Raw genomic sequence first — 22412 nt, 5'->3', positions numbered from 1 at the left:
GCGGGCCGGTCTAGGAATTCATCTCGATGATCTGGTAGAAATCGTCCTTGAAGCTATCCCCGATGGGGATGATCTTCTTGCCGATATAGATCTCGTTGCGGGCGATGGAATCGATATGGGTGAGGGAGACGATAAAGCTCCGGTGGACCCGGATGAACTCGTCGGGCGGCAGCTTGTAGGAGAAGGATTTGAGATTGCTGAGGGTGAGGATGGGTTCGGCCCTGCCACGGACGTAGATCTGGGTATAATCCTTCATCCCTTCGCAGAACAGGATGTCTTCGAACTTCACCTTGATGATCTTGTACTCCGACTTGATAAAGACGAAGCGGTTGTTGCGGTGATGGATATAAATGGTGGAGGACAGATAGTCCCTGATCTTGTTGATGGTGGAAAGGAATCTTTCATAGGAAAGCGGCCGGACCAGGTAGCTGAAGACGTCCATGTCCGTTTCTTTCTCTTCCTTTTCCTGTTTGTCGGCGATGCAGATGACGATGGGATAGTAGCCCGATTCCCTGAGGCGGAGCATGACCCGGTTGTCGAGCAGCCGGATGTCCCAGAAGATGATGTCTGCGCGGTGCTGAGTGACGAGGGGATAGAGGTCTGCCGCCGATCCGCATTTACCGGAGAAGGAGAGCTTGGGTGTTTTTGCGATGTACTCCTTGAGGAGGGCGCTTTGCTTGTTGTTATCCTCCACCACCACGCAGTTGAGCACTCCCATCAGGGGGAAGCCTTTCATCTGCTGGTGGAGATCAAGCATATTAGTCAAATTTCTTTCCTTTTGTATACCAAATGGAGCCGTAGTTGATAACAAAGGTGACGTTGGCGTAGTTCTCGCGGATCAGGTTATTCTCGGTCGTTCCCTTAATGCCGTACTGGAAGACGATGGAGTAGGCGAGGGGGGACTTCAGGGAGTTCATCCCGAAGCCCAGGGTGACGCCCATATCCCTGATCTGCTTCCCATTGATCTGCAGGTAGGAGTTTCCGTAGTACAGGCCGGTTTGCAGGTAGTTGAGCTCTACGCGTTGATTGTAGAAGATGCGTTTTTTGGAGATCTCGAAGCCGACGGACCCGCGTTCGCTGCTGGCGATGCTATAGCCCTGGCCCGGATAGGAATTGTGCTTAAGGCTGCCCCAATCCTGGTAGCGGTAATCGGCGACCCAGGTGTACTTGTCGTTATGAGTAACGGAGAGGCCGGCGCCGTAGCTGTTCGGCAGGGTGAGGTAGCTTTCGGGCAACTGTTCGTTCTGCAGGATCGAGGAGTCGCTGCCGAGCACGAGCTTGGTGGGTGCGGCCAGCAGGTCGGCCCTTTGAGAATAGATGCCACCGACGCTGAAGGACCAGTGTTTGCCGATGTTGCTATACACCTGCATCCCATAGGTCATATAGAGGTTCTGCAGGTTCACGTCGTTCTCTGTGGATGTTTGGGAGGCGCCGCCGTTGAGATTCTGAATGATGTCCTTCTGGTTCAGCTGCCCGAAGATGTAACCCGCGTCCACCCCGATGGACAGGTGGTGAAAGAACTCGTAGGAGTTGGCCCAATAGGCTTTGTTGACGCTGCCGTGTCCCTGATAATAATGGTTGGCGGACTCGTTGGCGGAACCCTGGATATAATAGGGGACGTTGAACTCGTAGTTTTGCGTGCTGAAGGGCACCAGGCCGATGCTGGACCCCCAGTTCCTGGTTACCTTGATCCCCATGGCGAGGCGGCGGAAGGTGATATCGCCGGACTGGGTGCTTGCGGGGGCGACAGGGCTGCCGGAGTACTGGATGAAGGAGCCGCGGATGCCCATTTCCATCGAAAAATACTGGTTGGCCAGCGCGGAGAATGAAGCGGGGTTGTTATTGATCAGATAGCGGTTGCTCCGGTAGCCGATACCGGTATTGGCCAAGCCGCTGGTGCGATTGTAAAATCCGTCTTCGATGTCACCGATACCCATCTGGGAATAAGGCGAGAAGTTATTCTGGGCCATCACTCCGATGGAGGTTACCGTAAGCAGCGACAGCAGGAGCGATATTTTTATCCGGGTAGGTGCCATTTATTTATTGATGGGGATATAACGAAATATAGTAAATGTTCAGGGTAATGCGCTGATCGACGGGGTAGGTCTGGTCGGGGATGATCAGCCGGTTGAAGGCCGTATTGCTCGACGGGATGGTGAGCATTAATCCCGATTGACGAGCGGTAGGGCTCGAATTGAGCAGTGCGGCCTTGATGTAAGCGGTGACGTCATAGCTGTATACCGTATTGAGGGGATGGAAGTAGTCCAGTTGGAGCGCCCCGGTCTGGGTACCTGCGGCCCCGAGGGCAGGGATAGGGGACAGCAGCGTGTTATTCTGGTCCGTGCTATAGATGCCTACAGCAGGCGGCAGCCGCCAGGTGGTAGAGAAACTTCCCGGTACGGGTCTGACGATCAAGCTGGCGCGTAACAGGCCGATATAGTCGGGTCGTAATGCAATGGACGTGATGTTGGGGAAGGTCAGCTTGACATTGAGCCCGCCAATGGTTTGAACAAAGGAGACGTGTTTTGTATGCGTCGATGTGGTCAGTGGGGGGATCTGTGGACGCTGGGTCGGCCGCAGCAGGCTGTCGACGGGTTTGTTCTGATAGCCGCCGTTGCCGCCATAGTGAGTTATGACATTATTGAACTGGAAGGCTTTGGAGCCAATCGGAAAGTCGATGAAGGCCCCGGTGCTGATGACGCCGTTCTGCCGGTAGTAGATGCGCATGATGGCGCTGTCCTTGAACCCATAGATCAGGTTGGCGACTCCGGAGGAGACGTCCGGCGAAAGACAGAGTCCGTGGAACCAACGCTGCCATTTCGTCCCGTTGGTAATGGTGTCGGACTTGTTGTAGATCATGGTATACAACTGCTGGCCCAGTGCCTTGTCCATGGGAATGCGGACGGTATCGCCCGTACCCTGGCTGGTGTTGGAAAGGGCCAGGGCGGTATTGAGGTTGGGGAAGATGCGAACGGACGCGGAGCCCAGTGCCGGGCCGAGGGGGAGGGAGTCGTTGCTGAACCAGCCGATCTGTCCATTGGCTTCCTGGAAGAGGGTATCGATCTGGCTGACGACGTAATTTTGATAGACGGTGGTATCCCCATAGTAGGGGTTGCCGGTTTTTGCGAAAAGGATGAGCCCGATGGAATCATAGGTCGTCGAGCGTGGGTCGAGGGTGGGCAGGCTGGCCGGGGGAACGACCTGCCAGTAGGCCCGGCTGGTGATATTCCCCAGATAATCGTCATTATAGGAGCCGACCTGCAGGTATCCTGTGCCGGAGGTGGAGGTGGAGTCTACCAGCGCCGTTGACATTATTATAGTGGAGGTGTCGACCTGGATGACGTTGGCACCGGTGCCTTCATCGGAATAGCTGCTGCCGAACAGCAGGGAGGGCTGTTTTTGACAGCCGGCGAGGAAAAACAAAGCCAGAAGGGAAGAAAATATGGGAAAAAGCAGTTCTTTTCGCAGATATTTATGTATAGTCATGCTGGTTTCTTATAACTGGCCGGCAAAGATGCGAATTTTGGCCGGATTCCGTCCGGTTAAGGTGCAATATTAGGGGGGTGAGTTGTTACTATTTTGTTAGTATGTATCAAAGGTATCAAAAAAACGACCAATCGCTTTTTTTTATCTACCAATAGAAATGCTTTCGAGGTTGCCGGGCGGTGCAAAAAAGGCCTGCCGACTCCTTGTTAATTGCTCTTTTTCAAAAAGATAGAACAAAAGGAAGAGCGCGAAAAGCAAAGAAGCGGAAAAGGCGCGCGAATTCTTTCTTGGTATATAAAAAGCGGCATTTCGTCTATTAAATCTTTGTGAAAATACATTTTAACGAAATTGCTATGTGTACTTCGAATACTTTAGCGCAAAATATCAAAAAAATTATGAAGCGGATCAACATTACTTTGTTCGCGTTAATGTTACTAGGTATCCTGTTTTCCTGCACCAAAGCTAGCATCAACTATACACAAAACGGCAACTGGGTAGGTCGTGCCACCTTCCCGGGACAGACCTCCGGCTTCGGGGTTGCGTTCACCATCAATAACGTTGCATGGGTCGGCACGGGGATCAATCCGCAATTTCCCAACCAACGGTTAAAAACCTTCTTCAAATATACTCCGACTCCCATCCCCACCAATCCGCTTCCTTCTCCTACTTTTTATGATAGTACGCTGGGAACCTGGTCCAAGTCTGCAGATTTCCCTGGTCCTGCCCGCAGCAATGCGGTAGCCTTTACTATCGGCAATACGGGTTATGTCGGTACGGGTGTCGGCAACGACGGTTTCACGCCGCTGGCGGATTTCTGGGCCTATAGCTCTGACCAGAACACCTGGTACCAGATCGATTCCCTCGAGCAGGGCGGTGTCGCCCAGCCTCGTCTGGATGCTGCGGCCTGGGGTTTTGACTCGGTCGGCTACGTCCTCACCGGTACGGACAACTACACCTATTTTGTCGACGTATGGAAATACAGCCCTGCTACGAATACCTGGACCCCCAAACAATACCTGCCGGGCAACCCGCGGAGCGGCGCCACGACCTGGGTCTACAACGGCAAGGGTTATATCCTGGGCGGCTACACGGCCAGCGGTCAGCATGAGGTGAACAATATGGCTTATGACTTCTGGGTGTTCGATCCCAAACATGCGGAGACGGACACTACGCACGTCTGGAGCCAACTCCGGGATATCTCCAACACCAACAGCGGTACCTACGACGATGGTTATACCAATATCGTCCGCAAATACGGCGTTGGTTTTATCATCCCCGCGGGTCCCTGGAATCCTGCCGACAGGGGATATATCACGCTTGGACAGAACGGCACGTCGATCAACTATACCTGGGAGTATGATTTCGCCACCGATCTCTGGTATGAGAAGACTCCCTATGAAGGTGCGCCGCGCAGCGGGGCGGTCGGCTTCTCTCTTTTGGGCCGCGGCTTTGTCGGCACCGGCGTCAGTCAGGGTAACACGGGCGCTTTCCAGGACCTGAGAGAGTTCTTCCCGCAACAGATTTATAACCAGTTCGATTAATGAAATTCTTGCGTAAATGGGGGCTTTCGATCCTGATGCTGCTGGTGATCATCGGGACCTTTTCCTTCGGCTTCTATAGGCGGATGAAGGCGCGTCACGACCATGCGCAGCTGGAGCTGAAGGCCATCCCGGTAAAGAACGGCTGGGGCTATGATATCCTGCAGGACGGGCGCCCCTGGTGCCACCAGGATTATATCCCCGCGGTTACCGGTTTCCGGGTCTTTCGTACGAAAGAAGATGCGCTGGCGGCGGGCAAGATCGTCTATGATAAGGCCATGGCCGGGCAGCTGCCGGATATAACGGAGGCGGAGATGCGGAACAAGGGGATCTTTATTCCCCCGTTGGATTCCGCGGCCCAGGCGGCGCAGGCCGCGGCGGCCCCCCCCGCGCCCCCTACTTCGAAGAAATAATTTTTTTGATATTCTTATAGTTACGAACCCCGCGCGGCTGCGCGGGGTTCGTTATCTTTAGGATATGAGAATCCTTCTTACCACCTGTCTGCTTGCGTTTTGCAGCAGCGGCCTGATGGCTCAGGCTCCTTCCGCTTCGAAGTTCGATCCGCACAAGGCTTTTGATCCGTTGTTCTATTCCACGGGAAGCACGGTTTACCGCAGCGCGGGCGGGGCACCGGGAGAAAAGTACTGGACTAACCGGGCCGACTATTCGATCCATAGCGTGTTGGACACAACGCAGCATTCCCTCAAGGGCGATGTGACTGTTAAGTATACCAACAACAGCCCCGATGCCTTGACGTTCCTCTGGCTGCAGTTGGATCAGAACATCTACAGGGAGGATTCCAGGGGAGAGGCAACCAATCCCGTGACAGGGGGGCGGTGGTCGAATAAGAAGTTTACCGATGGAGATGTGATCCGAGCGGTGGTATTGCTGGTGGATGGAAAGGAAGTGAAGGCCGACTGGGTGGTTGCAGATACGCGGATGCAGATCAGGCTGCCGCAGGCCCTGAAGGGGGGCGGGGGAGTGATCCGGTTCCGCATCGACTATTCGTTTGCGATCCCGGAATATGGTACCGACAGGATGGGGAGAAAGCTGATGAGCGATGGTTGGATCTATGAGATCGCCCAATGGTATCCCCGGATGGAGGTATATGACGATGTCAATGGATGGAATGTGCTGCCTTATCTCGGCCAGGGAGAGTTCTATTTGGATTATGGCAATATCGACTATACGGTGACGGCGCCGTCGAATATGGTCGTCGTGGGATCGGGGGAACTGTTGAATCCCGCGGAGGTGCTGACCTCCGAGCAGCAGGCGCGTCTCGCAAAGGCGAGGACCAGCGATAAGACGGTGCTGATCAAGACGGCGCAGGAGGTCAGGGATGGGAGTGCCCGGCTGCCGAAGGCCAATCTTACCTGGCGTTTCCGGTGTACCCAAACGCGGGATGTAGCCTGGGCGGCCTCGAGGGCTTTTATCTGGGATGCGGCCCGGATCAATCTCCCGGAGGGCAAGAAGGCGCTGGCGCAGTCTGTTTATCCCGCGGAATCCAACGAAGCGGCAGCCTGGCAGCGGAGCACCGAATTCGTAAAGGGTTGTATCGAACTTTATTCGGAGGAGTGGTTCCCGTTCACCTATCCTGTTGCCACCAATGTGGCGGGAATTGTCGCGGGGATGGAATATCCCGGGATCGTCTTCTGCAGCAGCGGCGAGCGTGGCGGCGGGTTGTGGGAAGTGACCAACCACGAGTTCGGTCATAACTGGTTCCCGATGATTGTGGGTTCGAACGAACGCAAGTACGCGTGGATGGATGAGGGTTTTAATACGTTCATCAACGGGGTGGATACGAAGGTGTTCAATAAAGGGGAGTTTACGCATCGATCGGACGCGCAACGCGCGGCCCAATATATGTTCGGGGAGAAGAGTGAGGCTATTTTTACGGTACCCGATGTTATCCAGCCGAATAACCTCGGCAGTGCGGCCTATTCGAAGCCGGCCATGGCGCTGGACCTGCTGCGGAAATATGTCCTTGGGGAACGGCGGTTCGATTATGCGTTCCGCACCTATATCCGGCGTTGGGCGTTCAAGCATCCTACACCCTGGGATTTCTTCCATTGCATGGAGAATGCCGGAGGCGAGGACCTGGGATGGTTCTGGCGGGGATGGATCCTCAATAACTGGAAGCTGGATCAAGGCGTGAAGGGGGTGAAATATGTGGAGAGCGATCCTGCAAAGGGCTCCATTATCACCATCGAGAATTTGGAAGAGATGGTGATGCCGGTGGTGATGGTCATCGAGCAGGAGGGTGGAAAGTCCGATACGCTTACGCTGCCTGCGGAGATCTGGCAGCATGGGCCGACGAAGGCTTTTGCCTATCCGTCTACCTCGAAGATCAAGAAGATAGTGATCGATCCGGCGCATGACTTTCCGGATATCAATCCGTCGAATAACGTCTGGACCGGCCAGGCGGCGGAGCGGCCGGTTCCTGCGGGTGTCTCGGCGGCTTCGGTGATCGACAAATACCTGGCCGCCATCGGCGGGCGGGATAAGGTCGCCGCGGTAAAGGACCTGGAGATCGTTGCGACGGCGAATGTGCAGGGGCAGAGTGTGATCGAGACGAGGCGGTTCATTGCGCCGGATGCGGCGATGTTGGATATCGAGTTGCCCGATATGAAGATGCATGTCGTGCACCTGGTGGTCAGCAAAGACAGTGTAACTATCGCGCAGGGCGGGCAGAGTCCGGCACTGGACGAGAAGACGAAGAAAGAGCTGCGGGAGAATGCCAGTCCCTTTCCCGAGTTGAATTTTTTCAAGGAAGGATATACCACCGAGCTGACCAGCATCAAGAACCTCGAAGGCACGGATGCCTACGAGGTAAAGGTGACCGGTCCGGCGGGCCGGGTACATCACTTTTATTATTCCGTCGAGAGCGGGCTGCGGATCCGTGAAGTGAAAAATACGAGCCAGGGCGAAACATCGACGGAGTTTGGAGATTACCGGGAGGTCAGCGGGATCAGGTTTCCCTGGCATATCGATGACAACCAGGGGCAGGTGGACCTGGATATGAAGGTGACGTCCGTTAAGGTGAATTCAGGGCTGACAGCGGCGGACATGAAGTAGGTTTCTACGCGCCGGCGAGGAACTGGTCGTGAATGTAATCGACGACCGGCACCAGCTGTTGGCCGGATTCCTCGTACACTTTGAGCTGCCGGTCGGCGCCGGTGCCTGTATGCAGGATCTTCTCCGCAAAGTGGGCGGCTTCGCGGCTGCCGAGGGGGTCGACGACGTCGTCGATGAAATTGAGCAGCTCGTAGATCAGGGCGCGGGTATTCACTTCTTCCTCTTTGCCGAAGTCGATGAGATGGCCGTCGATGCCATAGCGGCTTGCCCGCCATTTGTTCTCGTTGATGAGGGCGCGGGAGTACTGGATATAGTTCATGTTCTGCGACCGCAGCTTGTAGATCTTTACGCAGATGGCCTGGAAGAGGGCGGCGATGCACATCGTCTCGTCGATGGTCATCGGCACGTCGCAGATGCGGAACTCGACCGTATTGAAGAAGGGGTGTACGCGGAGGTCCCACCAAATCTTTTTGGCGTTGTCGATACAATTGGTCTTCACCAACAGCTTTACAAAACTATCATAGGCTTCGATGCTCTCGAAGTACTCGGGGATGCCGGTGCGCGGGAATTTGTCGAACACTTTTGTCCGGTAGGATTTGTAGCCGGTGAGTCTTCCTTCCCAAAAGGGGGAGTTGGTGCTGAGGGCGTAGACATGCGGCAGGAAGTAGCGGGTGGAATTGGCGATATGGTTGGCCATTTCCCGGCTTTCCATGCCGACGTGGACATGGAGGCCGAAGATGAGGTTGCTGCGGGCGGCCTCCTGCAGTTCGTTCACGATCTCGTTGTACCGGGCATGGTCGGTGATCAGCTGGCTTTCCCAATGGCTGAAGGGGTGAGTGCCTGCGGCGCCGATCTGCAATCCGAGGTCGCCGGCGATCTTTGCGATCGTCTTTCGGAGGGTCGTCACGTCTTTTCTTGCCTCGTGGATATCCTGGCAGATATCGGTGCCTACTTCCACGACGGCCTGGTGCATTTCGGCCTTGACCTTGTCGCGGATGACCTTCTGGCCTTCGGTGACGATCTTCTGCTCGTGACTCTTGAGCTCTCTTGTTTTGGGATCGAGGACCATGTATTCTTCTTCGATACCCAGCGTAAAATTCCGGTAATTGATATCTGCCATTCGAGGTGGGTTAATGATTGAAAAAGTCTTTTATTTCGACTGAGAAACCGGGAACGGTTGCTGCGCAAAGGATGTCGTCTGCCTTATAGACAACGGAGGCGCCGGCTTCCTGGTATTTGTCTTCCTCCTTGTTATAGATGGTGAACATAGTATAGAGGTTTTGTTTGCTAATAAAATTAGCCGGTAAAAGGGATATGGCAAAAAAATATTATTGGGAGGCCAGTGGCCGGTGTCCGATGCTGTATTGAAGATATTTGCCCCAGGTGAGGTTGTCGGCGCCGTCCTGGTGGCGGAGGGCGCGTTCGATGGCATAATCGGCGGCGGTATCGACTACCCAGTTGAAATTGTCTTCACCCACGCTGCTTTTCTCGGCGTCGGGCGCGGGATTGCAGAAGTCGATGGCATAGGGGATGCCGTCGCGCACGGCCAGCTCGACGGTGTTGAAATCGTAGCCCAGCCAGGCGTTGATGCGCAGGACGATCTCTTCCATCTCCTGCAGGCGTTCGGCGGAAGGGGTGAAATCGGCCTGGTAGCGGAGATGGTGCGGGTTACGCGGCTCGTAGGGCATGATCCGCACATATTTTCCGCCGATGCAATAGCAGCGATAATATTCGGTGAAGACGATCTCTTCCTGTAAGAGCATGACCAGTTGTCCGGTCTCGCCGTGTTTTTGATAGAACTCTTCGGCGTTGTGCAGCTTGTATACATTCTTCCAGCCACCGCCGGCAAAGGGTTTCATATAGGCGGGGAAGCCGACGTATTCAAATATGCCCGGCCAGTCGAGGGGAAAGGCGAGATTGGTGAAGGACTGGTCGCTGGTGTCTGCCGGCAGCTCGCGGGAGGGCAGGATGACCGTCTTGGGGACGGGTACGCCGATGCGGGTGGCGAGGCAGTTGTTGAAGAACTTCTCGTCGGCGCTCCACCAGAAGGGATTGTTGATGACAGCCGTGCCGCAGAGCGCCGCATTCTTTAAGAAGGCCCGGTAGAAGGGGACGTCCTGCGAGATGCGGTCGATGATGACGGCGTAGCCGCTGTCTTCTCCCTGGACTACTTTGTCGATGCGAACGGGCTCGGCGCAGACGCCGGGAATATTTCTTTTGTTCACAGCCTCGATCAGGGCCATGGGAAAGCTTCTTTCGCGGCCGTAGAGGATGCCTATTTTTTTGTTGGCGCTCATAACTTACTATTTGGTGTTGGGTAGAAGGGAAAGGTAGTGTGGGAACATCTCTTTCCATACCGGCCAGTCATGGTCGCGTCCGGTGCGCATGTCCAGCCAATGGGGGATGGATTTTGCGGCGAGCAGGCGGCTCATCCATTCATTTTGTCCCCGGCAGATGTCGTGTTCGGCGGTACCCAACACGATGCCCATATGCCAGAGGGCGGAATCGGTGGCTCCGGGGATGAAATCGACGGGGTTGTTGAAGTAGACGTTGTCATCGTAGTAGCCGTCCGTGAAGGAGCGGATATCGAAGATGCCGCTCATCGCAAAGCAGTAGCCGACGAGACCGGGGTGACGGAAGGCAAAGTTTGCTGCGTGGTAGCCGCCAAAGCTGCAGCCGGCCACTGCTATGCGTCCATGACCTGTCTCGTCCATGGCGCGGGGAAGGATCTCTTCGAGAATGAGCCGGTCATAGACGGTATGGCGCCAGGCCCGGTCGGCGGGAGAGGCTGATTTGTTGTACCAGCTTTCGTTGTCGAGGCTGTCGGGGCAGTAGATCTTCACCTTCTCATTTTCGAGGAACCAGCGGGCGGTCTCGAGGAGACCCTGATCCTTGTTCTGGTAGTAGGTTCCGCGGGAGGTGGGGAAAAGGATCACCGGGTAGCCGCCTTTACCGAACACCAGCATTTCGAAGTCCCGGCCGGCGGACGGGGAGTACCATTTATGATATTCTTCGCTCAAATCCATTTATGATTAAATATACTATTTTTGGCGCTATGTCTATAGAAAAGAGCACGAATATCAGAAGGGAGAGCCTGGCCTTGCCTTCCGTGCCGCTTAACCGTACCGTGGATGTGGACTTCTATTATCCGTTGGATCTGCCGGATATGCGGGCGACCAGCCTGTTGCTGATCAATGACGGGCAGGATCTTGGCCGGCTGGGGCTGGCCGAAATACTGGATGATCTATACAGCCGTGGTCTGCTTGCGCCCCTGCTATGCGTGGGCATCCATGCCGGCGAATCGAGGAAGATGGAATATGGGACGGCGGGCCAGCCCGACTACCAGGGCTGGGGTGCGAAGGCGGGTGCGTACACCCAATTCATCTTTGACGAGCTGATGCCTGCCATCCGCCGGAAGTTCCGCGCGCCCGATTTTAAGCAGAAGGCCTTTGCGGGGTTTTCGCTGGGCGCGCTTAGTGCGATGGACATTGTCTGGAACCATCCACGGGAATTCTCCCGGGCGGGGCTATTCTCGGGCAGCTTCTGGTGGCGTACCCGGGATAAGGGCGACCCGGCCTATGATGAACGGATCCACCGGATCATGCATGCGGAGGTGCGTGGGGGGAGCTATTACCCCTGGCTGAAGTGGTTCTTCGAATGCGGGACGGAGGACGAGACCGAGGACCGGAATCACAATGGCGTGATCGATTCGATCGATGATACGAAGGATCTTATTGCGGAGCTGGCGGCGAAGGGGTATGATCCTTCGCGGGATATTCGCTATTTGGAGATTGCGGGAGGCCGTCATGATGTCGCCACCTGGGCGAGGGCGATGCCCGAATTCTTACTCTGGGCTTTCTCTAAATAAGAAAACCCGGCTTTGGCCGGGCCCCCGGCGAATTTGTTTCGCCGGACATAGTTGAAAAAAAGGCCGCCTACTTTTTGCAAGAGGCGGCCTTTTTTTATTTAGCTTGATTTTAGTTGAACATATAACGGATGCCGAACTGGATCTGCCATCTCGAACCGTAAAAGTTCTGACCGTTGGCAAAGTTGACCAGGTTGGTATTGTTTGCCCAGCTGGTCGTGTACGGAACCTTGTTGGAAGCATCGGAATAGGGGAACGAGAACTGCGGAGTCTTTCCATCGGCCGCCATTCCCTCGAACTTGAGGAACTGGGTTTGAACAGGCGATTTCTGGATACCCCAGTATTTGTTGAGCAGGTTGCCGAAGTTGACGATATCCATGCTCAGGCGCAGGGTATGCCTGTCCTTGTCGCCACCATGCTTCGTATAGAAGTAGATGTCCTGGGTGACGTTCAGGTCGAGGTGCCTGATCCAGGGATAGGTAACGGAGTTAGCCTGTGTGTACTGACCGCGGCGCAGGTTCAGGTAGTGGTCCTGGCTGATGAAGGCGTTCAGCTGGTTCCAGATCTGGGAAGCCGTGCGGTTATCGCTGTGGTCGAGCTTGGCATTGCCGATGTTGGCAGTGCCGGCGTTGACCTGGACCAGGGAGATATCCTGTTGGTTGCGCGGAACGTAGATCAGGTCGTTACCGGTGTTGCCGTCGCCGTTCAGGTCACCGTTGTAGGTATAGGAAGTAGCGCCGGGAGTAACCGCTTCGTAAACGGCGCTGATAAAGGTGGTGGTGTGCTGGCCTTCGTTGAGGTGGTAGGTTGCCGTGGCGATGATGCGGTGGGGTTGGTACCAGGATGGGCGGGCCAGGGTCGGAGCATTGGGATCGGTGTTGGCGACTGCGCGGGCAGACCAAAGGGAGCTGGCCGTGCTACCGTTCTCCATAGCCGTGCGGGTGTCGCTGTAGGTATAGGCTACGCTGGCCTGCAGGTTGGGCCAGTTCTTCAGCACGCGGGCAGTAGCGGCATAGCTCCAACCCTTGCTGGTATTGGCCAGGATGATGGCGCTGCCGATGTTCGGGTTGTCCAGGGTGCTACCGTTGTAGTATTTGTTGCTGTTGTTAGTGCCGCTGGTAGAGGTGCCGGTGGTATTGTACCGGAGACGGTGGTCGCCGCCGTTGTTGACTGCAAAGCCGTTGGTCTCTTTCAGGTTGGCATTGTACATATACGTCGCGTTGATGTCTTTCGAATAGGTGAACTCACCGCTGACGACCCAATCATCCGGCAGCTTTTTATCCAGACCGATGCTGGTGCGCAGCTTGGTGGGATATTTGAAGCTCTTGTCGACGACGTTGGTCGAGTAGCCTGTAGGCGTAGAGGTCTGAGACTGGTTGGTATTGGTCAGGTAAGTCTGAAGCGCCTGTGCGGGATTGGGATTGAAGGCGAAGTTGGTAGCAGTGAAGGAACCGAACTGGACGCCGTTGTTGGCGGCCTGGTTCTCGATCCAAACGAAGGGCGGGGCGCCTTCGAAGATACCGGCGCCGCCACGCAGCTGCCAGGTACGATCGCCGGTGATATCCCAGTTGAAGCCTACGCGGGGAGAAACGACCAGGAAGCCATTGGGTGCGCTACCCACGTTGTAGGTTCTTCCGTTCAGGAACTGAAGGGCGTCGAATTTGGGGTTGTCGGTGAACTTGTTCTGATAAGTGGTGTAGTCGAACCGTACGCCATAGGTGAGCGTAAAATTCGGGGTAGCGCGCCATTTGTCCTGCGCGAAGAAACCCAGGTTGGTGGCACCGGCATAGGCCCAGGGGAATGCGGCGCCTTTCAGCGTCGAATACTGCTGGTAGTAGGTAGCAGCCGGTTTGCCGCCGAGGAAGTCGCTGATGCTGTTGAACTGGTACACACCATTCCAGCCGGGTGCGAATGCGTTCTGGTATTTCTTGTAGCTGTCTTGCGTACCGATGGTGATCTCGTGCCCGCCCTTGTAAAACTGGAAGATATCCGTGAGCTGATAGGAGTCCATGTTCAGCGTGTTGGCATAGGTATACATCTCGTAACCGAAGGAGGTGGTGATGTTGCCGCTGGTGAGGATATCTACGTGGGGGAAGGTGCCTGTAGCGGCCGGACTGCGGAAATCCCGCTCGCGGGTGTAGCCGATCTGGAATTTGTTCGATGCGCTGTTGCCGAAGCGGGTATTGAGTTCGGCGATCCAGATGTTCAGATTGTTGTTGATGCGATAGCCGGCGTCCTGGAAGGGGATGGACGTATTGCCGGGCTGGCCGCCTGTTACCTGGCCACTGCCGGGCCGGCTGTTGCTGGCGAACTGGTCGGCGTAGGATTTCAGGTAGTTGTATTTCAGCGAGAGGGTGTTGTGCTGGTCGATATTGAAATCCAACCGGGCGTTCACCTTGTAGCTGTTGGTCTGGAAGGTGCTGGGTGCAAAGGAACCCGGATCATAGCCGTATTGGCTTTTCACGAAATTCCTGATCAGGGTCAGGGAGTCGGCGTTCGCCTGGCTGTAGACGCCGGATTGAGGCGGGTGGTTGGCATCCGAAGCGAGGACGCCGGTTGCCGGGGCGCTTTGTTTGTTCTGTTCGCCGTTGATAAAGAAGAACAATTTGTTCTTGATGATCGCCCCGCCGATGCTCGCGCCGACGATGTTATAGGTGAAAGGTGTTTTCGGGACCCGGGAGTTCTCTACTTTATAGCCGATGGTGCCGGGGCCTTTGATGTAGTCATAGACCGTTGCGCGCAACTGGTTGGTACCGCTGCGGGTAACCGAGTTGACGCCTGCGCCGGTAAAGCCGCCCTGGCGGACGTCATAGGGAGCGACGTTCACCTGGATCTGATCGATGGCATCCAGGGCGATGGGCTGGGCGTTTGCCTGGCCCCCGAGGGTGCTGGAAAGACCGAAGGAGTTGTTGAAATCGGCGCCGTCCACGGTGACGTTGTTCAGGCCGGGGTTGGTGCCGGCGAAGCTCAGACCGTTGGAGGTAGGCTCCAGCTTGGCGAAGTCCTGGATCGAACGGGAGACCGTCGGCAGGCGCTCGATCTGCTGCCGGGTGATGATCTCCTGGGCGCCGGTGCGGTTATTGTTGAAAATCTTGTTCTGACGGCCGGCGCTCACGCTTACGGCGGAGAGCTCTTTTGCTTCGGCGACCATTTTGACGTCGGCTACAAAGTCCTGGCCGACGACGAGCGTGATGTTCTCGGTCTTTTCTTCTTTGAATCCTACATAGGAGACGGTGAGCAGGTAGGGACCGCCGACCCGGAGGTTCGGGAGGTTGAAGCGGCCATCCTTACGGGTTGTCGTCGTGTACCTGGTGCCCGTCGGAATGTGAAGGGCGGTCACTGTCGCTCCTGAGAGCGCTGTGGTTCCGTCGGTAACGGTTCCGAGGATCTGGGAGGTCGTCTCCTGACCGAAGGAATACAGCACGGAGCAAAAAATGATTGCCGATAATAGCAGTCGTTTTATCATATAAAGTGGTTTTTGCGGGTGCAAAGGAATACAGAAATTACCATGACTGTACTCAATGGCTCATTAAGAAATCATTAACAACTAAATGGCAGGCAGATCCTAATTTTTCAAGGATTGGAAGGAGAAGGCAGACGGTGTTAAAGAAATGCAAACATAGAAAAAGGCTGCTCCGTACTGTGGATTTAATATTGACAAGTTATAAACAAAAATGGATCTCTTCGGCCGCTGGTGGTTTCTGGGTAGTGCGGGTTGCAGGCCGGCCGGTTCCCGGGAGGATACCTCAGGCATCCTTTTCTAACTTTCCGGCGTTTTTATTGTTAATTTTGTACATAAATCAAGTTGAATGCTATCTAGTATCGAGAGTGCCATTGAAGCCATAAAACAAGGGAAGCTGGTGATCGTCGTCGATGATGAAGACCGTGAGAATGAAGGCGATTTCATCACGGCGGCCCGGAATGTGACCCCTGCCGTCATCAATTTCATGAGCAAGGAAGGCAGAGGGTTGATCTGCGCTCCGTTGGTGGAGGACCGTTGTGATGAGCTGGGGCTGGAACTGATGGTCAACAAGAATACGGCGTTGCATGAGACTCCCTTTACCGTGAGTATCGACCTGCTGGGGCATGGGTGTACGACGGGCATTTCGGCAAGCGACCGGGCGAAGACGGTGAAGGCTCTGATCGACCCTTCTACAAAGCCGGAGGATCTTGGCCGTCCCGGGCATATTTTTCCCCTGCGGGCAAAGCGTGGAGGGGTATTGCGTCGCGCCGGGCATACGGAAGCGACGATCGACCTGGCGCGGTTGGCGGGTTTTGAGCCGGCGGGGGTGTTGGTGGAGATCATGAACGAGGATGGGACGATGGCGCGACTGCCGCAGCTGCTGGAGATCTCCCGGAAATTCGATCTTCCTGTCATTTCGATAAAAGACCTGATCGAATACCGGTTGAAGACCGATTCGCTGATCGAGGAGGTAGTCACGGTGGACATGCCTACGATGTATGGGCATTTCAAATTGACCGCTTTCCGCGAGAAGAATTCCAATAACGAACATCTTGCCCTTGTAAAGGGCAGCTGGCAGCCCGGTGAGCCGGTACTGGTACGGGTCCACTCCTCCTGCTTTACGGGGGATATCCTTGGGTCCTTCCGGTGTGATTGCGGCGAGCAGCTGCATGAGGCCATGCGGATAGTGGAACAGGCGGGGCAGGGCGTGATCCTCTATATGAACCAGGAAGGGCGCGGCATCGGCCTGCTGAACAAGCTTCGGGCCTACAAGCTGCAGGAAGGCGGAATGGATACGGTGGAGGCCAATCTGCATCTCGGTTTTCCGATGGACAAGCGGGATTACGGAGTAGGAGCGCAGATATTGCGTTACCTGGGCATCACCAAGCTCCGGCTGATCAGCAACAATCCGCGCAAGCGGGCCGGTTTGTTGGGCTATGGGCTCGAGATCGTCGATACGGTGCCGATCGAGATCGATCCTAATCCGCATAACGAACGATATCTTCAGACCAAGCGGGATAAGCTTGGACATGAGATCCTTAAATAAAAATGGGAGTAGCCCCCCGGTAACGCGGGGGGTTATTTGTCGGCAAGTGGGATTGGGGCGACGACCTGGGCCGGTTTTTTCTTCTTCTTTTTGAACAGTTCGTCGATGCGGTCGAATTCCCGGCGGTAGGAGATGCTTGTCCCGCTGCTGTTCTGCGTATGGTTGCCGGTCGACAGGTAGTTGTACGAATCGCGGTAGAAGAAGGTGAGGGCCACGCGACCGTCGGCGGTGATCTTATATTCGGCGTTGATATCGGGCAGGAACTGGAAGGACGCGGCGGCGGCTTGTTGCGCCGTCATTCCGAAGTCCAGGGCGCTGCCCACGGTCATTGTCAACCGTGTGTTCATGAATTCCTTGGCGATTGAAAAGTTGAGGTTGGTGCGGTTGTAGGTGGTCACGTCGGAAACGATCTGGTAGTTGCCGTTGTAGAAATTCGTATTGAAATTGACCCGGATGCTTTTGTCCTTGAAGATCGTTTGCAGCCGTTGCGAAGCCAGCTTGGAGAAGGCGTTGGAGACGGCGCCGGAAATGCTGTTGACCACAGCATTGCCTACGGCGCCGGTGGGGTCGAAGGTGGTCGTGCTATTGGAAAGGGGGACAAAGCTGTTGAGGACGACCAGGCAGGAGACCTGCTTATTGAGCTCGTTGGCATCGTTCTGGATCCGCGCCAGCAGGGTCTGGGCGTCCTGGTCATTCCTGAGCGGGCTGCCGGGAGGCAGCTCGATCTGGAAGGCGATGGCCGGAGACGTCAAATGGCCCGTCAGGTTGGCTGCAACGATGATATCCCCGCGGTAACGCAGCACGTTGGCATCCTGGATCCCCAGGTTGTTGTTGAGTCCCAGGTCGCTGAACCGGACATTCTCGGCGCGGAAGGTAGCAGCGATGCCGATCGTGGCGTCATAGGGATTCCCGTTCCACTGGATATAGTTGCCCACCCCTTCGCTGAGGACGAAGGGCTTATGGATGAAGGACTGGAAGGTGAAATTATAGTTGCCGCGATCGATCTCATAGCGGCCGTTGAGAGTCAGGTCCTCGGTGGTCCCGACGCGCATGATGAGGTTGCCATGACCGTTGGCCTTGATGATATCGCCGCTGAGCGGGTCGAGGATCATATAGACATTCGCATAATTGTTGGCGTACATGTCGAGGTTCACCAACAGGTTGGAGGACTTCCGGTCCGCCAGGCTTCGCGTCATCTCTTTCCCATACACCCGCCATTGGATGAAATCCGCTTCTCCGCTTTCCCTGCTATTGGAGGGGGGGAGATAGATGTTCGAACTGTCGGTGGGTTCTCCTTTGATGTTCATGACCATATTCTGTTCGGGTCCGGTGAGCGTCATCCGTGCCTTGCCGACGACGGTACCGTAGAACTGGCTGTTATCGGTGGCTTTGGTATCCAGCAGGAGGAGGCGGTTGGTATTCAGCTCGAAGTCGAAGGCCAGGTCATCGAAGGCATGATGCAGGAGACGTCCATGGAGCAGATCGGCGGTGTGTCCGAGCCTGTCCTTCAGCTGGATCGTGCCGAAATCGATGGTGTCCTTTTTGAAGCGGACGGTCGCCGAGGCGATCTTGTAGGTACACTGGGTATAGGCCACTTTCAGCGAGGCGTCCTTCAACTGTACGGTTCCGAGATAGTAGAGATGGGAGGAGGGACCGGTGATCCGGAGTTTGCCGCTGACGTTGCCGGTGAGATTGGTAAAGATGCCGCCGAGGTATTTCTCCAGCAGGTTAACTTTCATCGTGGAGACGTCCGTCGTGATATCGATGGGAGCGGCGTTGCTGTCCGAGGTGTTCACCAGGGCCTTTGTGTCGAAACGATAGTCTTTGTTGTCCGAGTGAAGGGTAGCGTTTATGAGTCCGGTGGACTTCTGGTAGTCGGCGGCGAGATCGAGCCGGCCGATGGAGTCGTTGTCGAACCGGAATTGTTCGGCTTGTCCCTGGAAGTGGAGGGTATGGTTACCGAAGGGATTGGTGATATCGGCGCTTCCCGTCAGCAATCCTTCCAGCCGTTCGGATCTGACGACGTAGGGAGTGAAGTCACCGATATTGATCTTTTTGAGGTCGACGTGGATATCGTTCCAGTTGCCTTCTCCGGAGGGGTGGGTGGTGATGGCGATCGATTGGTCGCCGCTGTGGATGTTCATCCCATCGGCGGACAGGATATTGTTCATGAACGCCAGCTCGCCGTCCTTATCGATGATCCAGGTCTTGCTGTTGATGTCGAAAGTGGAGGGATCGAAGGTGAGCCGCACGCCCGAGGGAAGGGTGCGCACCTTGGCGGAGATATTGGCGGAGTTGAGCGTTTGGTTGGCGCTGGTCTTTACCTGCAGGCTGGAAATATCGTTGGAACTGCGCAGGTGGATCCCGGTGCCGGGAAAGTGCAGGCTGTCGTTGATCTGTACGTCTCCGATGGTCGTCTCCATCGAGAGACTGTCGAGGTTGCCGGTGCCTTTCAGGACCAGGTTGTTGAAGGTGACGCTTTTGTAGCCGAAATTCGGGATATCGGCGTTCAGGTCGAGCAGGTGCTTGTCGCGGGTGTCGATGCGGCCGGCGATAACGGAATTGTTGAAGCCCTTGCAATCTTTTTCGAACAGGTCGATGTATTCATCCACCTTTTTGGTGGAGATGACGAAGGTGAAGTTCTGGTTGGCCGGTTCCGTTCGGGCGGGCTTTATATAGCTGGGGTAATATTTGTTGAGGAAGGTTTGAAAGGAGGCGGGCAGATCTTTGATGGAGAATTCGCCGGCGATGGCTCCGTCGAATTCGTTGCTGACGACGACGATCTTTTTATTGGGGCCTTCGATGCTTGACTCGAGGGTCAGGGAGTCAAAGGACACCCGGTTGCCGTTCTTGAACAGGGAGGCATCGTAGATGCTTGCGTGGCCGAGGAAGTTGTCGATGTCGTCGCCGGTGAAATTGCATTTGAACTTTCCGTCGAATTCGACTTCCTGGTTGGCGAAATGAAGGCGGGTAAGGTTGGCCTTGGCGACTTCGGCCTCGAAATCGAATTTCGGTTGATCCAGTGAGAAGTCGACCAGGCCGTTGAGGTGGGCGTCGAGGTTCGGGTCGCTGGCGATCAGCTCGCCGTTGAACCGTTTTTTCGCCACGGCGCCGTTGATCTGGATGTGTTGATAGGTATAGCCGTTGAACTCGAGACTGTTGATGATCCCGTCGAGCGTTGCGCTGAGGGTACCTCGCCGGAGGCCGGCCCCGTTGATCTTACCCTGAAAGGCGATACGGCCGAGGCTTTCGTTATCCAGGAACTGGCCCAGCCGGAAGCTGTCCGTCAGGAGGGTACCGTTGTAGACGGCGGGGCCGGATACCGGGATCTTCATACCCAGGTTGGTCTCGATGGTCCCGAGGTTGGTCTCGACCGTTCCCTTCGTAACGAAATCGCGAAAGGTGCCGGTAAAATCGCCCCGGAACCGCAGCCACTCGACACGATCGAGCCGGGGCTGTTGGGTTTGGCGGAGGGAAGGGACCAGGGTGACCATGTCCTGGTAAGTCGTGCGGAAATCGTTTGATTTGAATTCGATATGGGTCTTTTCGAAGTCGGGCAGTCCTTTGATATGGATATCGCCGTTGAGCAGGGTGCTGTTACCGGCCAGTACAATGACCTTTCTTCCGCGGAGATCGGAAACCGTGCCCTGCAGGTTGCCGGTCATCCGGACATGTACTTTCCAGTTCTTCAGTGCGGGCGCGAACCAGGCGATGTCGTCGGTGTCGATCTCTGCATCGGAGAAATCCCCTTCCATGCGGATCTTTGTCTCGAAGTCGGACATATCGTCGAGGGTCTTGAAGCGCATGGCAAAGTAGTTCCGCAGATGGCTCTTGTTGGTCTGCAGATCGAGCCGGGCGAACTCCATTGCTTCGGGGTACCAGCGGATGCGGGAGTTCAGGCGTTTCACTTCCAGGCCGCTGCGCTCATTTGTGGTCAGCGAGAGCTGTGCGGTAAGTGTATCCCGGTTGAGCCGCAAATTGGCGAAGGTGGTATTCACCGCGGAGAAATAGATATGATTACCGTCGAAATGGCGGTTGACGACCGTGTCGTTCCGTTTTTCGTTCCGGAAGGAGCCGTCCCGGATGGTGACCCGGCCGGCGGTGAGATCCCAGCCGGCGGGATTGAGCCGGAGATGCAATGGATCGTTGACGATGGGGGTCGTATCGATCGGCGGGGCCGGCCGTTTGCCGGGATAGTTGGACAGGACGAAATCGGGCCGGGTAAAGTCCAGGGTTTGGATACGGGCTCGCTTTCCCGTGAGACTGATGGTGTCCGCGTAGAGATAAAGGCCTTTCAGGTGCAGGTCCATGTCTTCGCCGCGCCATGCGTCGTGCTTGAGGAAATGGATCCTGGACAGCACCACTTCCCTGAGGTCCAGCTGCAATCCCCTGGCGGTGTCCTTCATCTGCCTGAGGGTAGTGTCGGTGTCGGAAAAATAGTCGACGAGGAATTGGTAGTTCCAGACCGAATCGGTGCGTTGCAGCTTGATGGTAGCGTTTTCGAGACCGATATATTGCAGTTGTGCCTTGTCCTTGAAGAACCACCAGTCGGTGATGTTGACCTTTACCGTTCCGGCGAAAAGCAGGGTGTCGGCCTTGCTGTCCTCTACAAGGGTACTGTCGAGCAGCATCTTGTTGAACAGGGAGAAGTTGACATGTTTTACGCTGATGCGGGTGTGAAGATCGTGGGAGAGCCTGGAGGTAACGCGGCCGACCAGCCAGGTCTGGACCGGGGGCAGATGGATAAGACCCCATAGCGAGAGCATTAATAGCAGCAAAACCACTAATGTATTACGGAGTATTTTCCAGAATTTTCTCAGGGGTTATCCTTTTTGGATGGCAAAATTACAACTTCCGGTAAGGAGGTGCAAATTGTAGACCAATTTACCTCTTAGCGGCCGTGTTTATCCTGCATCATCTTGTTAAATTCCCGGGACGATCCCTTGGGTATGGACAGGCTTTTCCAGTTCTGGTCGAGGATCATCTTGCCGATATAGACGATTTGCCCGACATGGTGCGGATAGTGAGCCAGCTGGCGGTTGATGGCATCGATGGCGATGAGGGGTTCGTGGCGGATGGTGATGGTTTTTTCGAGGTCTTCGGGTTTCAGCGATCGTAGCGTATCGATCAGGCAGCGCCAGCCGGCTTCCCAGAGGCCGAGGAGCTGTTCCCGGGAGCAGGTCGGCGGGCTGAATTCTTCGTCCCGGTTGCGGCCGGGCTTTTCGCCGTCTTCGGTGAGGAAGTTGGTCCAACGGCTGATCATATTGCCGTGCATGTGCTGGATGATCACGGCGATGCTGTTGGAAGACTCCCCGGGGGTGTAATAAAAATCTTTTTCGTCCAGCTGTGCGAAGGTCATATCGCCGAGGACCTTGTAAGTGAGGAAGCGCTTGATGGCGGATTCGAGATAGATGGCGCCAAGAGTATTCATAAAAATGT

At 55.5% G+C, this 22412-nt stretch carries 15 protein-coding genes; 5 read left to right on the top strand and 10 right to left on the bottom strand.

Features of this window, described 5'->3' with window-relative positions:
- Positions 1–10: 10 nt before the first annotated feature.
- Genes VHE34_RS17560 through VHE34_RS17550 form a run of 3 tightly spaced genes read right to left on the bottom strand, consistent with a single transcriptional unit; the run spans position 11 to position 3486 of the window.
- A complete protein-coding gene (locus VHE34_RS17560; protein WP_325590158.1) occupies positions 11–757 on the bottom strand; it encodes a LytTR family DNA-binding domain-containing protein in 747 nt (248 codons plus the stop codon).
- Between the two features lies 1 nt (position 758).
- Entirely contained in the window at positions 759–2036 is a 1278-nt protein-coding gene (locus VHE34_RS17555) for a hypothetical protein (protein WP_325590157.1), read from the bottom strand.
- A gap of 4 nt (positions 2037–2040) precedes the next feature.
- On the bottom strand, positions 2041–3486 hold the full coding sequence (locus tag VHE34_RS17550) for a DUF4270 family protein (RefSeq protein ID WP_325590156.1): 1446 nt from the start codon (positions 3484–3486) through the stop codon (positions 2041–2043).
- 395 nt (positions 3487–3881) lie between these two features.
- Between VHE34_RS17550 and VHE34_RS17545 the strand changes: the two genes are divergently transcribed.
- The 3 genes from VHE34_RS17545 (at position 3882) to VHE34_RS17535 (ending at position 8099) form a co-directional block, all read left to right on the top strand.
- On the top strand, positions 3882–5027 hold the full coding sequence (locus tag VHE34_RS17545; protein WP_325590155.1) for a hypothetical protein: 1146 nt from the start codon (positions 3882–3884) through the stop codon (positions 5025–5027).
- Positions 5027–5437 (top strand): DUF4907 domain-containing protein, encoded by a 411-nt coding sequence (locus tag VHE34_RS17540; RefSeq protein WP_325590154.1) that lies wholly within the window; start codon positions 5027–5029, stop codon positions 5435–5437. The genes VHE34_RS17545 and VHE34_RS17540 overlap by 1 nt, the downstream gene beginning before the upstream one ends.
- 64 nt (positions 5438–5501) lie before the next feature.
- Positions 5502–8099 carry a M1 family metallopeptidase gene (locus VHE34_RS17535; RefSeq protein WP_325590153.1) on the top strand — a complete coding sequence of 866 codons (2598 nt, stop codon included), beginning with the start codon at positions 5502–5504 and terminating at the stop codon, positions 8097–8099.
- 4 nt (positions 8100–8103) lie between these two features.
- Here VHE34_RS17535 and VHE34_RS17530 read toward each other — a convergent pair whose 3' ends face one another.
- Genes VHE34_RS17530 through VHE34_RS17515 form a run of 4 tightly spaced genes read right to left on the bottom strand, consistent with a single transcriptional unit; the run spans position 8104 to position 11125 of the window.
- Positions 8104–9219, bottom strand: a complete 1116-nt coding sequence (locus tag VHE34_RS17530) for a carboxylate-amine ligase (RefSeq protein WP_325590152.1) — start codon at positions 9217–9219, stop codon at positions 8104–8106.
- A 10-nt stretch (positions 9220–9229) separates the two neighbouring features.
- On the bottom strand, positions 9230–9367 hold the full coding sequence (locus VHE34_RS17525; protein ID WP_325590151.1) for a hypothetical protein: 138 nt from the start codon (positions 9365–9367) through the stop codon (positions 9230–9232).
- Between the two features lie 60 nt (positions 9368–9427).
- On the bottom strand, positions 9428–10396 hold the full coding sequence (locus VHE34_RS17520; RefSeq protein WP_325590150.1) for a hypothetical protein: 969 nt from the start codon (positions 10394–10396) through the stop codon (positions 9428–9430).
- A gap of 6 nt (positions 10397–10402) precedes the next feature.
- Positions 10403–11125, bottom strand: coding sequence for an esterase family protein (locus VHE34_RS17515; RefSeq protein ID WP_325590149.1), 723 nt, complete (start codon positions 11123–11125; stop codon positions 10403–10405).
- A 29-nt stretch (positions 11126–11154) separates the two neighbouring features.
- On the opposite strand from VHE34_RS17515, the gene VHE34_RS17510 reads away from it, so the two are divergent.
- Complete coding sequence (locus VHE34_RS17510; protein ID WP_325590148.1) at positions 11155–11967, top strand: alpha/beta hydrolase; 813 nt, start codon at positions 11155–11157, stop codon at positions 11965–11967.
- 109 nt (positions 11968–12076) lie between these two features.
- Here the strand turns inward: VHE34_RS17510 and VHE34_RS17505 are convergent, their stop codons facing one another.
- On the bottom strand, positions 12077–15430 hold the full coding sequence (locus VHE34_RS17505; protein WP_325590147.1) for a TonB-dependent receptor: 3354 nt from the start codon (positions 15428–15430) through the stop codon (positions 12077–12079).
- Positions 15431–15773: 343 nt separating this feature from the next.
- On the opposite strand from VHE34_RS17505, the gene VHE34_RS17500 reads away from it, so the two are divergent.
- Complete coding sequence (locus tag VHE34_RS17500) at positions 15774–16973, top strand: bifunctional 3,4-dihydroxy-2-butanone-4-phosphate synthase/GTP cyclohydrolase II (RefSeq protein ID WP_325590146.1); 1200 nt, start codon at positions 15774–15776, stop codon at positions 16971–16973.
- A gap of 32 nt (positions 16974–17005) precedes the next feature.
- Here VHE34_RS17500 and VHE34_RS17495 read toward each other — a convergent pair whose 3' ends face one another.
- Together VHE34_RS17495 and VHE34_RS17490 are read right to left on the bottom strand one after the other, a co-directional pair.
- Complete coding sequence (locus tag VHE34_RS17495) at positions 17006–21751, bottom strand: translocation/assembly module TamB domain-containing protein (protein WP_325590145.1); 4746 nt, start codon at positions 21749–21751, stop codon at positions 17006–17008.
- A gap of 113 nt (positions 21752–21864) precedes the next feature.
- On the bottom strand, positions 21865–22404 hold the full coding sequence (locus VHE34_RS17490; protein WP_325590144.1) for a DUF1572 family protein: 540 nt from the start codon (positions 22402–22404) through the stop codon (positions 21865–21867).
- Positions 22405–22412: the final 8 nt, after the last annotated feature.

Source organism: Puia sp. (genome assembly GCF_035546395.1).
Classification (GTDB): domain Bacteria; phylum Bacteroidota; class Bacteroidia; order Chitinophagales; family Chitinophagaceae; genus Puia.
This window is presented reverse-complemented; position numbering and strand designations above follow the sequence as displayed.

Bases quoted from the DNA above. Each gene is read 5' to 3' on its own strand.
- VHE34_RS17560 (WP_325590158.1), bottom strand. From the start codon at position 757: ATGCTTGATCTCCACCAGCAGATGAAAGGCTTCCCCCTGATGGGAGTG.
- VHE34_RS17555 (WP_325590157.1), bottom strand. From the start codon at position 2,036: ATGGCACCTACCCGGATAAAAATATCGCTCCTGCTGTCGCTGCTTACG.
- VHE34_RS17550 (WP_325590156.1), bottom strand. From the start codon at position 3,486: ATGACTATACATAAATATCTGCGAAAAGAACTGCTTTTTCCCATATTT.
- VHE34_RS17545 (WP_325590155.1), top strand. From the start codon at position 3,882: ATGAAGCGGATCAACATTACTTTGTTCGCGTTAATGTTACTAGGTATC.
- VHE34_RS17540 (WP_325590154.1), top strand. From the start codon at position 5,027: ATGAAATTCTTGCGTAAATGGGGGCTTTCGATCCTGATGCTGCTGGTG.
- VHE34_RS17535 (WP_325590153.1), top strand. From the start codon at position 5,502: ATGAGAATCCTTCTTACCACCTGTCTGCTTGCGTTTTGCAGCAGCGGC.
- VHE34_RS17530 (WP_325590152.1), bottom strand. From the start codon at position 9,219: ATGGCAGATATCAATTACCGGAATTTTACGCTGGGTATCGAAGAAGAA.
- VHE34_RS17525 (WP_325590151.1), bottom strand. From the start codon at position 9,367: ATGTTCACCATCTATAACAAGGAGGAAGACAAATACCAGGAAGCCGGC.
- VHE34_RS17520 (WP_325590150.1), bottom strand. From the start codon at position 10,396: ATGAGCGCCAACAAAAAAATAGGCATCCTCTACGGCCGCGAAAGAAGC.
- VHE34_RS17515 (WP_325590149.1), bottom strand. From the start codon at position 11,125: ATGGATTTGAGCGAAGAATATCATAAATGGTACTCCCCGTCCGCCGGC.
- VHE34_RS17510 (WP_325590148.1), top strand. From the start codon at position 11,155: ATGTCTATAGAAAAGAGCACGAATATCAGAAGGGAGAGCCTGGCCTTG.
- VHE34_RS17505 (WP_325590147.1), bottom strand. From the start codon at position 15,430: ATGATAAAACGACTGCTATTATCGGCAATCATTTTTTGCTCCGTGCTG.
- VHE34_RS17500 (WP_325590146.1), top strand. From the start codon at position 15,774: ATGCTATCTAGTATCGAGAGTGCCATTGAAGCCATAAAACAAGGGAAG.
- VHE34_RS17490 (WP_325590144.1), bottom strand. From the start codon at position 22,404: ATGAATACTCTTGGCGCCATCTATCTCGAATCCGCCATCAAGCGCTTC.